The sequence below is a fragment of the Pseudomonas syringae CC1557 genome, from assembly GCF_000452705.1.
Lineage (GTDB): Bacteria > Pseudomonadota > Gammaproteobacteria > Pseudomonadales > Pseudomonadaceae > Aquipseudomonas > Aquipseudomonas syringae_F.
This window is the reverse complement of sequence record NZ_CP007014.1, coordinates 602,122-615,000: the sequence shown is the minus strand read 5'-3', so window position 1 is coordinate 615,000 and position 12,879 is coordinate 602,122. Positions and strand designations below refer to the sequence as shown.

The window sequence follows — 12,879 nt, the reverse complement described above, 5'->3', positions numbered from 1 at the left end:
ATGTACACGGAGTTATCAACAGCTCCCTGTCGCAATCCGCCCAGCGCGCCGGCCTGACCCACAGCATGACCATGGACATGGCCAATATCTTTGGCTACGACATCGACTTCGCTCAGGACATTCGCAAGGGCGACGAGTTTGATGTGGTGTATGAGCAGAAAGTGGTCAACGGCAAGAGCGTCGGCACCGGTAATATCCTGGCGGCCCGTTTCACCAACCGTGGCAAGACCTACACGGCAGTTCGTTACACCAGCAAACAAGGCACTACCAATTACTACACCGCCGATGGCAACAGCATGCGCAAGGCGTTCATCCGTACACCGGTCGACTTCGCCCGTATCAGCTCGATGTTCTCGATGGGGCGCAAGCACCCGATCCTGAACAAGATCCGTGCGCACAAAGGTGTCGACTATGCTGCTCCACGCGGCACTCCGATCAAGGCCACCGGCGACGGTAAAGTGTTGTTGGCCGGGCGTCGTGGCGGCTACGGCAACACGGTAATCATCCAGCACGGCGACACTTACCGCACGCTGTATGGTCACATGCAAGGCTTCGCCAAAGGCGTGCAAACCGGCAGTGCGGTCAAGCAAGGCCAGGTGATCGGCTATATTGGAACTACCGGCTTGTCGACGGGCCCGCATTTGCACTATGAGTTTCAGGTCAATGGCGTGCACGTAGACCCGTTGGGTCAGAAGCTTCCGATGGCGGATCCGATCGCCAAATCCGAAAAACAGCGGTTCATGCAGCAAAGCCAACCGTTGATGGCGCGCATGGATCAGGAAAAGGCCACCACGCTGGCCTCTAATAAAAGGTAATCCATGGCCTACTTCTATATAGGTGTGATGTCCGGCAGCAGCCTCGATGGGATCGATATCGCCCTGTTGAAGCAGGATAACCGACCGATACTCCTGGCAACTCATTACATCCCCATGCCGGAAGACCTGCATGCAGAGTTGCTGGCGCTTTGCTCCAGTGGGGCAGATGAGCTGGCTCGCGCCGCCGTTACCGAGCAGAAGTGGTGCCGACTGGTCGCCGAGGGTGTTCTGACCTTGCTGAAAGAGCAGAACATGGTAGCCGGACAGATCCGCGCCATTGGCAGCCATGGCCAGACAATTCGCCATGAGCCTGCTCGTGGCTACAGTATCCAGATCGGCAACCCTGCCCTGCTTGCCGAACTGACTGAAATCACCGTAGTGAGTGACTTCCGCCGTCGTGACATTGCAGCAGGTGGCCAGGGTGCACCGCTGGTGCCAGCCTTCCATGAAGCGCTGTTCGATGACAACAAGAATCATCGCGCAGTGCTTAACATTGGCGGGTTCAGCAACCTGAGTCTGATCGAATCGGATCGTCCGGTTGAAGGCTTTGATTGCGGCCCGGGCAACGTGCTGCTTGACGCCTGGATACAATCCAAACGCACTCAGAGCTACGACGAAAATGGCAACTGGGCAGCGAGCGGTCAGGTCAACAAGGAGCTGCTGAACACGCTGCTCAGCGACCCGTTCTTCCAGACCAAGGGGCCGAAAAGTACTGGCCGGGAAGTGTTCAACCTCGGCTGGCTTCGCCATCATCTCTTTCAGTTTCAGACGTTGGCACCGGAAGATGTGCAGGCCACTCTGCTGGAGCTGACCGCGCTGACCATCACCGAGTCGCTGCAATCGGCACAGTCGAGCACCGTGGATCTTCTGGTCTGCGGCGGCGGCGCGCACAACACTGCGCTGATGAGTCGTCTTGCCGAACTGTTGCCCGACACCCAAGTCAGCAGCACCGATAAATTTGGCGTCGACCCTGACTGGGTAGAAGCGATGGCCTTTGCATGGCTTGCGCATTGCTGCCTTGAAAGCGTCCCGGCGAACCGCCCCACGGTAACCGGGGCCAAAGGCCTGCGGATTCTGGGCGCGATCTACCCAGCTTGAAGCCTGACACCTGAACGCAAAACGCCGCTCGAATGAGCGGCGTCTTTGTTTACAGCAGCGTATTTACAGCAGCGTTCGATCAGATCGAAAACGAAGAACCACAACCACAGGTCGTGGAAGCATTCGGGTTCTTGATCACGAATCGCGAGCCCTCAAGCCCTTCCTGATAATCCACTTCAGCGCCCGCCAGATACTGGAAGCTCATCGGATCGACCACCAGACTAACGCCCTCGCGCTCGACGATTGTATCGTCGTCTGCCACGTCCTCATCAAAAGTGAAGCCGTACTGAAAACCCGAGCAACCACCACCTGTAACGAATACACGCAGCTTAAGGCGATCATTGCCCTCTTCGTCGACCAGGGTTTTCACCTTGTGCGCTGCATTTGGGGTGAATTCCAAAGCCGTAGGCGTAAAGGATTCAACACTCATGTCAGATATCTCCCGGCATTAGCCGTCGTAATGCGTAATGACGGCATTATCCGCTTCTCCTAGAAAATCGGTCAACTATTTGCTGGGAGGCAGCTACAAGCTACAAGAGCATGGCCGGTCCGCCCTTGCCTTGCGACTTGAAGCCTGCCGCTGAAGCTATAAGCGGCTTCCCTCAGGGCATCATCCCCGCATGAGACAACCCTGCGCGCTCATCCAGACCAAACAGGATGTTCATGTTCTGCACCGCCTGCCCGGACGCGCCCTTCACCAGGTTGTCGATAACCGAGAGCACGACCACCAGATCGCCGCCCTGTGGACGATGCACGGCAATGCGGCAGACGTTGGCGCCACGCACACTACGGGTTTCCGGGTGGCTACCGGCTGGCATTACATCAACGAACGGCTCATCGGCGTAGCGCTTCTCGAACAGAGCTTGCAGATCCACCGAGCGGTCAGTGACCGTTGCATAAAGTGTGGAATGAATGCCACGGATCATCGGCACCAGATGCGGTACGAAGGTCAGACCAACCTCACCACCTGCTGCGCGACGCAGCCCCTGAGTGATTTCAGGCAGATGACGGTGACCTTTTACGGCGTACGCCTTGAAGCTTTCGTTGGCTTCCGAGTAAAGAGAGCCAATGCTCAGACCACGCCCTGCGCCGCTCACACCGGACTTACAGTCGGCAATCAAACGGGTGTTATCGGCAATGCCTGCTTCAAGCAACGGCAAGAAGCCCAGTTGCGTGGCTGTCGGGTAGCAGCCCGGCACGGCAATCAAGCGGGCGCTCTTTATCTGCTCGCGGTTGACTTCCGGCAGCCCGTAGACCGCGTCCTGCAGCAACTGCGGCGCACCGTGAGGCTGGCCGTACCATTTGGCCCACTCGACCGGGTCCTGCAGACGGAAATCGGCCGACAGATCGATTACCTTGGTGCCCGCCGCAAGCAGTTCACCCGCCAGGGCATGGGCAACACCGTGAGGCGTGGCAAAAAACACCACATCACAGGCCCCCAGGGTTTTGACATCAGGGACGCTGAACGCCAGGCCGTCGTAATGGCCTCGCAGGTTCGGATACATGTCGGCGACTGGAAGACCGGCCTCCGAGCGAGAGGTAATTACCACCACTTCTGCCTGCGGATGCTGTGCCAACAGACGCAGCAGCTCGACTCCGGTGTAACCCGTGCCGCCGACGATACCGACCTTGACCATAACCTGCCCTCAACGAAACAACTGGAAAGCGGTCGATAATAGGAGCCTATGGCCTCTGCGACAACCGACAACGTGACGTAAGGGCGCACAAGACACTACTATTCGGCCACCGTGAACCTGGGAATAATCAAAAATGCTCTATTTATGGATCAAAGCACTGCATGTCATCTCGATGGTCTGCTGGTTTGCAGCCCTGTTCTATCTACCAAGACTGTTCGTCTACCACTCGATGAGCGAGGACACCGTCAGCCGCGAGCGCTTCATGGTGATGGAGCGCAAACTGTACCGCGGCATCATGACACCGGCAATGATCGCCACGCTGGTCTTCGGCGGCTGGCTGATCAGCTTCGACCCCAGCGGTTATTTCAGCCAGGGCTGGATGCACGCGAAGCTGACCCTGGTGTTCCTGCTGATCGGCTACCACCATGTCTGCGGCGCGCAGATGAAACGCTTCGCCCGTGGCGAGAATGGCCGCAGCCACGTGTTTTATCGCTGGTTCAATGAAATCCCGGTATTGATTCTGATTGCGGTGGTCATTCTGGTTATCGTAAAACCGTTCTGACCGACTGCCGCTCTGCCCTCACGAAAGGACGCCTCTATAAGGTGTCCTGCTGCTCTCACTCAAGACAAGGAAGCCCTGTATGACCGATACCCTCTTCAAAATCATGTTTGAAGGGCAGGTGCGTGACGGCGTCGAGCCTGAAACGGCAAAAGCCAACGTAGCCGGGCTCTTCAAAAGCGACGCTGCGGCGGTTGAAAAGCTGTTTAGCGGCAAACCCGTCACCCTCAAGCGCGGGCTGGTTCACACGGAAGCAGAGCGCTATATCACTGCGCTGAAAGAGGCAGGCGTCGAAGCACACATCGAACCCGACCAGGCCATCAGTCTCAATCTGGATGAGGTCGCCACGCCAGCAACCCCTTGGGCAGCCGATAAACGCTCGCCTGAGCCCGCATCCCCTTACGCGCCGCCCAAAGCGCAGGTGGGTCACGAGGAGTTCGGGCATTCCACGCTCAAAGTCTTCACCACCAATGGCCGTATCGGACGTCTGCGCTTTCTGGCGTGGAGCATGGTCCAGTGTGTCACGCTCATAGTTCTGCTATCACTTGCCCTGGCCGTCATGAACGCATCGCTGGTCGGCGGCGGCTTGCTGATCGCGGTTCTGGTGGTGGTGTTCATCACTATCGGAATTATGATCGGGGTGCAGAGGCTGCATGACCTGGGCTGGTCAGGCTGGCTTTTGCTGTTGAACCTCGTGCCGTTCGTGGGCACCTTGTTCCCGTTCCTGATCATGGTGCTGCCCGGCACCAAAGGCCCGAACCAGTTTGGCCCGCCGCCACCGCCCAACACGCGCGGCGTAAAGTTTCTGGCCGTCGTGTGGATTGCCATGATCCCGGTTATCACCGTAGCCAGCATCTATTACGGCATTGCAACCCTGGCCAAAGAGGAGCTGGCGCTTAAAACCGACGAGTACGAACAGACCCTGCCTTACGATGATCAGGAAGACAGTGCCTTGAGCGCTCCTGATGATGTCAATAAAGAGCCAAACGAACAGAACGACAAGTAATAAACTGCTGACGTCCGGCGAACAGCCGGGCGCACAGGCTCAATGGAGAAATGCATGACCCGTTACGCCCTGATCACTGGCGCTTCCAGCGGCATAGGCCTGGCCATCGCCGAGGCGCTGGCGCGGCGTGGTCGCAACCTTATTCTGGTTGCCCGCCAGCGTGACTTGCTGGAAACGACCGCACTGGAATTCACTCAGCGCTTTGGCGTCGAGGTACTGATTCGTGCGTGCGACCTGGGTGAACCGCTGCGACTCTCGGGTTTTCTGCTGGAGCTGGAAGACGGTGCCCACCAGATCGACCTGCTGGTCAACGCCGCAGGCATCGGCACGTGCGGGCCATTTTTGGCGCAGGACTGGGGCGTCGAGCAGGACCTGATCGACTTGAATATCCTGGCGCTCACACGTTTGTGTCACACCGTCGGTAACCTGATGGCGATCCAGGGCGGCGGACAGATACTCAATGTCGCTTCGGTAGCGGCTTTCCAGCCGGGCCCCTGGATGAGTACCTATTACGCCAGCAAGGCATATGTACTGCATTTTTCCGAAGGTCTGCGCGAGGAAGTGAAAAAAGCTGGCGTCAACGTCTCGGTATTGTGCCCTGGGCCAACCCGGACGGCTTTCTTCCGTACCGCGCAATTACAGGTGAACGTCGATAATCTGATGAGCCCTGAAGAAGTGGCGCTGTACACGGTCCGGGCGCTGGCAAAAAATCGCGCGGTTATCATTCCCGGCTTCAGCAACAGGTTCTGGACACTCAGCCCGCGCTTCGTTTCGCGCTGGCTGGCACGCCAGATAAGCGGTTATATCAACAAGAAGTTCTGCCCGCGCTGACAGAGGCAGGGCTGGGCGGGCCATGTTTCGCTCAGTACACTCAGGCTCACGGCAGTAACCTGCGCCCCCATCAACCGACAAGGAGCAAACAGCTGTGGATACTTTGTTCACCAAGATCATCAATCGGGAAATCCCGGCAAAGATCATCTACGAAGATGATCAGGTACTGGCCTTCCACGATATCGCCCCACAGGCACCCGTGCATTTTCTGGTTATCCCGAAAAAGCCTATTCGTACCTTGAATGACCTGACCGAAGAGGACAAAGGCCTGGCAGGCCACATCCTGTTCACGGCGCAACGTCTGGCACTTGAGCTGGGCTGCGAAGAAGGCTTCCGTGTGGTCATGAACTGCAATGAGCTGGGCGGGCAGACCGTTTATCACATTCACATGCATGTGCTGGGTCAACGTCAGATGAACTGGCCTCCGGGCTGATCGCAAATCTTCGCGAAACTCCCCCGGCTGGCTGATCCTGAAGATCGTCGGCCGGCTGATACAGGTCCAGCCGCCCTGCGCCAATTCGGGTAAACTGCCCGCATGGTTCTTACGGAGGTGCCCATGGCTACCGAACGTCAATATTCCCCCATCGACCGTCTGTTACTGCAAGCCGACAGCGCAATGCGCACCCTGCTGCCGTCGAGCGCACACGCACGGCGTCCGTCCCCGGCAGTTGTCCAGCCCGATCACACGATGAGCGAGGCCGACGCCCGCCATGTCGCAGGCCTGATGCGCATCAACCATACCGGCGAAGTCTGCGCCCAGGCGCTGTATCAGGGTCAGGCGCTAACCGCGAAGCTGCCCAAGGTACGCAAGGCGATGGAGCATGCGGCCGAAGAAGAAATCGATCACCTGGTCTGGTGCGAACAGCGCATTCATCAACTTGGCAGCCACACCAGCGTGCTGAACCCGCTGTTCTACGGTCTTTCCTTCGGGATGGGCGCAGTGGCCGGGATCATCAGTGACCGGGTCAGCCTCGGGTTTGTTGCCGCAACAGAAGATCAGGTCTGCAAACACCTGAGCGAGCACCTGGAACAACTGCCGACCGAAGACGGCAAATCGCGGGCGATTCTGCAACAGATGCTCAGCGATGAAGAACATCATGCCGAGTCTGCACTTGAAGCGGGCGGCTTTCGCTTCCCGGCACCGGTCAAGTTCGGCATGAGCCTGTTGGCCAAGGTCATGACCAGGTCCACTTATCGCGTGTGACACGGTAAATGAAAAGGCGCCTGCAAGAGGCGCCTTTTTTATATCCGAAAACCGGGTTTAAACCGCTACGTTACGACCGTAGAAGATCTCCAGCATTTCGTGTTTGACCTTCGCGGTCACTTGCTCACGCTGTTCCGCAGACAGGTTGCTGGTCGCGTCGCCAAACAGGTAGTTATCCAGTTCGAACTGCTTGAGCAGCATCTTGGTGTGGAACAGGTTTTCCTGATACACGTTGACGTCGGTCATCTGGTAACCGTTGCGCGTGTCTTCGGACAGGTAATTCTGAATCGAGTTGATTTCGTGATCGATGAAGTGCTTTTTGCCTTCCACGTCACGGGTGAAACCGCGCACGCGATAATCGACAGTCACGATGTCCGACTCGAACTTGTGAATTAGGTAGTTCAGCGCCTTCAGCGGTGAAATGACGCCACAGGTCGACACGTCGATGTCTACCCGGAACGTGGCAATACCGTCTACCGGGTGAATTTCCGGATAGGTATGGACCGTGATGTGGCTCTTGTCCAGATGGGCCAGGATAGTTTCCGGCAGTGGACCTGGCGACTCTTCGATCTGGCTTTCGGTAGGCGTTACCGGCTGCTCGGAGATCAGAATGGTCACACTGGCACCTTGTGGATCGTAATCCTGACGCGCAATGTTCAGGATGTTGGCACCAATGATATCGACAACATCAGTCAGAATCCGCGTCAGGCGTTCTGCGTCGTACACACTATTGATGTACTCGACGTACGCCTGCTGGTCCTGCGGGGTTTCCGCATAGCAGATGTCATAAATGTTGAAGCTCAAGGTCTTTGTCAGGTTATTGAACCCGTGGAGCTTGAGTTTGCTTTTCACCGTTAAAAACTCTCTATATGGGTGCGGCGCCAGCCGCGTGATCAAGCATGCCCGTCAGGTGAGCCCGGCTCATCTGCGTAGGACGGTTAACACCTCTTCGCGTTGGCGATTTTGGTTGTCTGTTCGGGCTGCCAGCAGAAAACCAATGCACGCTGCGCCCTTAAAAAGTGGCGCATTATGCAGACGTCCGAAGCCGTCTGCCAGAGTGTGCGCCGTTTTTATGATCGTTGGATGTCTGACGCTAACCCCAGTTCGACAATTTCATAATCGTGGGTGATTTTCACGCCGGCGTTTCCGAGCATAATCGACGCCGAGCAATACTTCTCTGCGGACAGTTCGATAGCGCGTTTGACCTGCGCCTCCTTGAGGCCACGGCCTTTGACGACGAAGTGCAGATGAATCTTTGTGAACACTTTCGGATCTTCGTCTGCGCGTTCGGCCTCAAGAAAGGCTTCACAGCTTTCAATCGGCTGACGCGACTTCTTGAGAATACTGACCACGTCATAGTTGCTGCAGCCGCCCAGGCCGATCAGCACCATTTCCATCGGACGCACGCCCAGGTTGCGACCACCACTTTCCAGCGGGCCGTCCATTACCACCACATGGCCACTGCCGGATTCGCCGAGGAACATGGCTTCGCCAGCCCATTGGATGCGTGCCTTCATCGCCAAGACTCCACTGTAAAAAAGGGTCGCCAGCTTAGCACAGGGCCAAGGGATGGCCTGAGGCGCCAGCAGAAATACGATTTGAGGCAAACGTGTAGGAATATTCGCAAATCGCACCCCGTAGACGTCGAAAAGCTGCGGAGAACGCACGCGCAGCCGATACCTATAGGTATGCCATTTGGCCATAGTCTTTATTTCGGAAGTAGCGCATGGTCGCAATACCGTTTACACCCAAAACGAGCATCCTAGAGAAGCTGCTTCCGCATGCAGAACGTCGCCGTTGCGCCGCAAAAAGCAACATCATCAATGCGGGTGAGCGCTCGGCCTCGTTGTTCATCATCCTCAAGGGGTCGGTCACGGTGCTGATCGAAGATGACGAACGACGGGAGATGATCGTCGCTTACCTGAACAGTGGCGACTTCTTCGGCGAGCTGGGCCTTTTCCAACTGCCGGGGCAAGAGTCCATTCGCAGCGCGTGGGTACGGGCCAAAACCGAATGCGAAGTCGCCGAAATCCCCTACGACACGTTTCGCGAAGTGGCCCGGCAGGAACCGGACATTCTGTACGCGCTGGGCAGTCAGATGGCCGAACGCCTGCGCAACACCACGCGCAAGGTAGGCGATCTCGCGTTTCTGGATGTTACCGGGCGCGTGGCTCGCACGCTGTTGGACCTGTGCAAGCAACCTGACGCCATGACTCACCCGGACGGCATGCAGATCAAGATCACCCGTCAGGAGATCGGCCGTATCGTGGGCTGTTCAAGAGAAATGGTTGGTCGCGTACTCAAGGCTCTGGAAGAGCAAAGCCTGGTTAACGTCAAAGGCAAGACCATGGTGGTCTTCGGCACACGCTGAAACCGGGTATTCAGAGTTCGCAAAGCAGATGCCGGTAGGCCTGCGCCAGACGCGCCAGAACCTCTACACCGGGAAAAGCTTCATGAAGGGCAATGTGGCTGTCGGCTCGCACACGTTGTTCAAGTTCGCACAGTTCATTGAATCGATTGACTGCCGCCACCATCTGCACACGCTCGTCATCCAGCAACAAGGCACCATGTGCCAGCACTACCGCACGCGTTCCACCCTGACTCTGACGCCAGCGCTGGGCAGTTCCGACCATCTTTCGGCCATCGATATTTACGTTGAAGCGACCGTCGCAGAATGCGCCGGCCACCTCGCCCAACGACGCCTGCCCACCCAGCTCGACCAGCAGATCCAGAATCGGCTGACACAAACGCAGGTAAGCGGTTTCGATCCGGTCCCGATCAGCGTCTGTTTTCGGCTGCGCGTAGACCAACGCGATATTCACGGTAGCGTGAGATTGCGGTACGGGTTCACCACCGGTTTCCCGCAACAGCACAGGCCATCCATTGTCCGCAAGGGTTTCACTGGCTTCGACAAAGCCCGGCAAGCGGCTCATGCGCCGCGGCATGACCAGCGCCCGGTCATTGGGTCGCCACAGCAGCAGCCCATGCTCTGCAACACCGGCACAGACTGACGCCAACAGATCCTGCTCGGCCTGCAGGCCTTGTTCGACACAGATATCGATAATCGGGTCTTGCATGCCGGACCTCAGCGTGTGCTCGGTTCAAAACATCAGTCAGTCGAGGAAACGCTCATCGCGGGCTTGCGCTCCGGGAAGAACAAACGCTGCAATTCTGCACCCGGCTTTTCAGCACGCATGAAGGCTTCACCTACCAGAAATGCATACACATCACTGATTTCCATCAACTCGACATCGGCCCGATTGAGGATGCCGCTTTCAGTAATCACGATACGGTCACGCGGAATACGCGGCAGCAGGTCCAGCGTGGTTTCGAGGCTCACGTCGAAGGTGTGGAGATTACGATTGTTAATCCCCACCAGCCTGGTATCGAGCGTTTTCAGCGCGCGATCCAGCTCGTCGCCGTCATGTACCTCGACCAGCACATCAAGGCCAACACTTTTGGCGACGGCGGCCAGTTCGGCCATGCGCACGTCATCCAGCGCCGACACAATCAACAAAATACAGTCCGCGCCCAAGGCACGCGCTTCGACCACCTGATACGGGTCGATCATGAAATCCTTGCGAATCACCGGCAGATTGCACGCTGCACGCGCTTCTTGCAGGTAAGCATCGGAGCCTTGAAAGAAATCGACATCGGTCAGCACGGAAAGACAGGTCGCGCCGCCCGCCTGATAACTTCTGGCGATTTCGGCCGGCAGGAAGTTTTCCCGGATGACGCCTTTGCTCGGCGACGCCTTCTTGATCTCGGCAATAACGGCAGGCTGTTTCAGCTTGACCTGACTGATCATTGCGTTGGAGAAACCACGCGGCGCGTCTGCCTTGGCAGCCTGCTGTTCCAGCTCGGCCAGGCTCACGATCGCACGACGGGCTGCGACTTCTTCGGTCTTTCGAGCCAGGATCTTTTCCAGTACGGTTGGCACACTCATGTTTCGTTCTCCTGCTTGAATACCGCCGTGAAGGCACCCAACTCTTCCAGTTTTTCCCGCGCAAGGCCGGTATGCAGTGCATCGTGTGCCAGCGCTACGCCTTCTTTCAAGCTGGTAGCAAGATCGGCCGCATAAAGCGCGGCTCCAGCATTGAGCACGATCATATCCGCAGCCTTCTGCCCGCTCTCGGTCTTGCGCCGTCCCAACGCGTCGCGAATCAATTCCAGCGACTGCGCAGGGCTTTCCACAGCGAGGCCGTACAGACTCTGGCTCTTGATACCCAACTCTTCCGGATTTACCCAGTACTCAGTCACTTCGCCGTTCTTCAGCTCGGCAACGAAGGTCGGCGCGGCCAGGCTGAACTCGTCCAGCCCGTCCTGGGAATGCACCACCAGCACATGCTTGCTGCCCAGACGCAGCAGCACTTCAGCCAGCGGACGGCACAACGCCTGATTGAACACACCGACGATCTGATGGCGAACACCAGCCGGGTTGGTCAGCGGGCCAAGCATGTTGAACAACGTCCGCAGCCCCAACTCACGGCGTGGCCCGGCCGTATGTTTCATTGCAGTGTGATGAGACTGGGCAAACATGAAACCAATGCCGACACTGTCGATGCAGCGGGCCACCTGAACAGGCGTCAGGTTCAGGTACACACCTGCGGCCTCCAGCAAGTCGGCACTGCCGCTCTTGCCGGACACTGCGCGGTTGCCGTGCTTGGCCACCGTACAGCCAGCGGCGGCAATGACAAAAGCCGACGCCGTGGACACGTTGAAGATGTTCGCGCCGTCACCACCGGTGCCGACGATATCGACAACACCGTCGAGCGTCTTCAGTTCGACCTTGTCCGCCAGTTCGCGCATGACCGACACCGCACCGACGATTTCGTCGATGGTTTCGCTCTTCATGCGCATGCCCATCAGAAAAGAGCCGATCTGCGCTTCGGTGCATTGGCCGGTCATTATTTCGCGCATCACGTCGCTCATCTCGGCAGTGGTCAGGTCCAACTGGTTGACCACGCGGTTCAGCGCGCTTTTGATATTCATCGGGGTATTCATAAAAAGTCCTTAGCCCTGACGCTGGCCGCCGCTCTGTTTGAGGAAGTTGGCGAACAACTCGTGACCCTGCTCAGTCAGGATCGACTCGGGGTGAAACTGCACGCCCTCGACGTTCAATGTCTTGTGGCGCAAGCCCATGATCTCGTCGACCGAGCCGTCTTCCAGCGCAGTCCATGCTGTCACTTCCAGGCACTCGGGCAGCGTATCGCGTTTGACCACCAGCGAGTGGTAGCGGGTTACCACCAACGGATGATTCAGGCCCTCAAAGACACCGCCGTCTTCGTGGACGACAGGGCTGGTTTTGCCATGCATCACCTCACGCGCACGCACCACATCACCGCCGAACGCCTGACCAATGGACTGGTGCCCCAGGCAGACACCCAGAATCGGCAGTTTGCCCGCGAAGTGATTGATCACCTCAAGCGAGACGCCGGCTTCATTGGGTGTGCACGGGCCAGGCGAGACCACGATGCGCTCGGGGTTCAGGGCTTCGATCTGGGCGATGGTCAGTTCGTCGTTACGAATGACTTTGACGTCTGCCCCCAGCTCACCGAGGTACTGCACGACGTTGTAGGTAAAGGAGTCGTAGTTATCGATCATCAGCAACATTTTGCTATCAACCTTTTGATTGACTGACTTGATTCAAGCCTTCCGGATTCTGCGTCACTCATGCGTCCCCTCTTCAGCCACAAGGCTTGAGGTGACCAGGGCAAAAAGCATCACAC

16 protein-coding genes (1 of these 16 only partly in view) are annotated in these 12,879 nt (G+C 57.5%); 8 read left to right on the top strand and 8 right to left on the bottom strand.

The annotated features are described in order from the left end of the window. Both N018_RS02865 and N018_RS02860 read left to right on the top strand, forming a co-directional pair. Positions 1-815 carry the 3' portion of a peptidoglycan DD-metalloendopeptidase family protein gene (locus tag N018_RS02865; RefSeq protein WP_025388808.1) on the top strand. The gene continues 607 nt to the left of window position 1, outside the view, so the window shows 815 of its 1,422 coding nt (coding positions 608-1,422); its start codon lies off the left edge, out of view; it ends in the stop codon at positions 813-815. A 3-nt stretch (positions 816-818) separates the two neighbouring features. Further along, positions 819-1,913 carry an anhydro-N-acetylmuramic acid kinase gene (locus N018_RS02860; RefSeq protein ID WP_024645933.1) on the top strand — a complete coding sequence of 365 codons (1,095 nt, stop codon included), beginning with the start codon at positions 819-821 and terminating at the stop codon, positions 1,911-1,913. Positions 1,914-1,992: 79 nt separating this feature from the next. Here N018_RS02860 and erpA read toward each other — a convergent pair whose 3' ends face one another. Together erpA and argC are read right to left on the bottom strand one after the other, a co-directional pair. After that, positions 1,993-2,343, bottom strand: coding sequence for an iron-sulfur cluster insertion protein ErpA (erpA, locus tag N018_RS02855; protein WP_002551953.1), 351 nt, complete (start codon positions 2,341-2,343; stop codon positions 1,993-1,995). A 172-nt stretch (positions 2,344-2,515) separates the two neighbouring features. Beyond that, entirely contained in the window at positions 2,516-3,550 is a 1,035-nt protein-coding gene (gene argC, locus N018_RS02850; protein ID WP_024645934.1) for an N-acetyl-gamma-glutamyl-phosphate reductase, read from the bottom strand. A gap of 133 nt (positions 3,551-3,683) precedes the next feature. Here argC and hemJ point away from each other — a divergent pair, with 133 nt between their 5' ends. The 5 genes from hemJ (at position 3,684) to coq7 (ending at position 7,150) form a co-directional block, all read left to right on the top strand. Next, positions 3,684-4,112: a protoporphyrinogen oxidase HemJ gene (hemJ, locus tag N018_RS02845; protein WP_024645935.1), complete on the top strand. Its 429-nt coding sequence runs from the start codon at positions 3,684-3,686 to the stop codon at positions 4,110-4,112. 79 nt (positions 4,113-4,191) lie between these two features. After that, positions 4,192-5,115 (top strand): DUF805 domain-containing protein, encoded by a 924-nt coding sequence (locus N018_RS02840; RefSeq protein WP_025388807.1) that lies wholly within the window; start codon positions 4,192-4,194, stop codon positions 5,113-5,115. Between the two features lie 54 nt (positions 5,116-5,169). Next, positions 5,170-5,946, top strand: a complete 777-nt coding sequence (locus N018_RS02835) for an SDR family NAD(P)-dependent oxidoreductase (protein WP_025388806.1) — start codon at positions 5,170-5,172, stop codon at positions 5,944-5,946. 94 nt (positions 5,947-6,040) lie between these two features. Then, positions 6,041-6,379 (top strand): histidine triad nucleotide-binding protein, encoded by a 339-nt coding sequence (locus N018_RS02830; RefSeq protein ID WP_003316306.1) that lies wholly within the window; start codon positions 6,041-6,043, stop codon positions 6,377-6,379. A 123-nt stretch (positions 6,380-6,502) separates the two neighbouring features. Then, positions 6,503-7,150 (top strand): 2-polyprenyl-3-methyl-6-methoxy-1,4-benzoquinone monooxygenase, encoded by a 648-nt coding sequence (gene coq7, locus N018_RS02825; protein ID WP_024645938.1) that lies wholly within the window; start codon positions 6,503-6,505, stop codon positions 7,148-7,150. A gap of 57 nt (positions 7,151-7,207) precedes the next feature. On the opposite strand, the gene speD is transcribed toward coq7, so the two are convergent. Then, positions 7,208-8,002: an adenosylmethionine decarboxylase gene (speD, locus tag N018_RS02820; protein ID WP_002551946.1), complete on the bottom strand. Its 795-nt coding sequence runs from the start codon at positions 8,000-8,002 to the stop codon at positions 7,208-7,210. 218 nt (positions 8,003-8,220) lie between these two features. Further along, positions 8,221-8,667: an OsmC family protein gene (locus N018_RS02815; RefSeq protein WP_025388805.1), complete on the bottom strand. Its 447-nt coding sequence runs from the start codon at positions 8,665-8,667 to the stop codon at positions 8,221-8,223. Between the two features lie 209 nt (positions 8,668-8,876). Between N018_RS02815 and crp the strand changes: the two genes are divergently transcribed. Beyond that, positions 8,877-9,521 carry a cAMP-activated global transcriptional regulator CRP gene (crp, locus tag N018_RS02810; RefSeq protein WP_024645940.1) on the top strand — a complete coding sequence of 215 codons (645 nt, stop codon included), beginning with the start codon at positions 8,877-8,879 and terminating at the stop codon, positions 9,519-9,521. 10 nt (positions 9,522-9,531) lie between these two features. Here the strand turns inward: crp and N018_RS02805 are convergent, their stop codons facing one another. Genes N018_RS02805 through N018_RS02790 form a run of 4 tightly spaced genes read right to left on the bottom strand, consistent with a single transcriptional unit; the run spans position 9,532 to position 12,763 of the window. Beyond that, on the bottom strand, positions 9,532-10,227 hold the full coding sequence (locus tag N018_RS02805; protein ID WP_025388804.1) for a lipoate--protein ligase family protein: 696 nt from the start codon (positions 10,225-10,227) through the stop codon (positions 9,532-9,534). Between the two features lie 32 nt (positions 10,228-10,259). Then, positions 10,260-11,096 carry an indole-3-glycerol phosphate synthase TrpC gene (gene trpC, locus N018_RS02800; protein WP_024645942.1) on the bottom strand — a complete coding sequence of 279 codons (837 nt, stop codon included), beginning with the start codon at positions 11,094-11,096 and terminating at the stop codon, positions 10,260-10,262. Then, positions 11,093-12,142 (bottom strand): anthranilate phosphoribosyltransferase, encoded by a 1,050-nt coding sequence (gene trpD / locus N018_RS02795; protein ID WP_024645943.1) that lies wholly within the window; start codon positions 12,140-12,142, stop codon positions 11,093-11,095. The genes trpC and trpD overlap by 4 nt, the downstream gene beginning before the upstream one ends. 21 nt (positions 12,143-12,163) lie before the next feature. Then, on the bottom strand, positions 12,164-12,763 hold the full coding sequence (locus N018_RS02790; protein WP_024645944.1) for an aminodeoxychorismate/anthranilate synthase component II: 600 nt from the start codon (positions 12,761-12,763) through the stop codon (positions 12,164-12,166). Between the last annotated feature and the right edge of the window lie 116 nt (positions 12,764-12,879).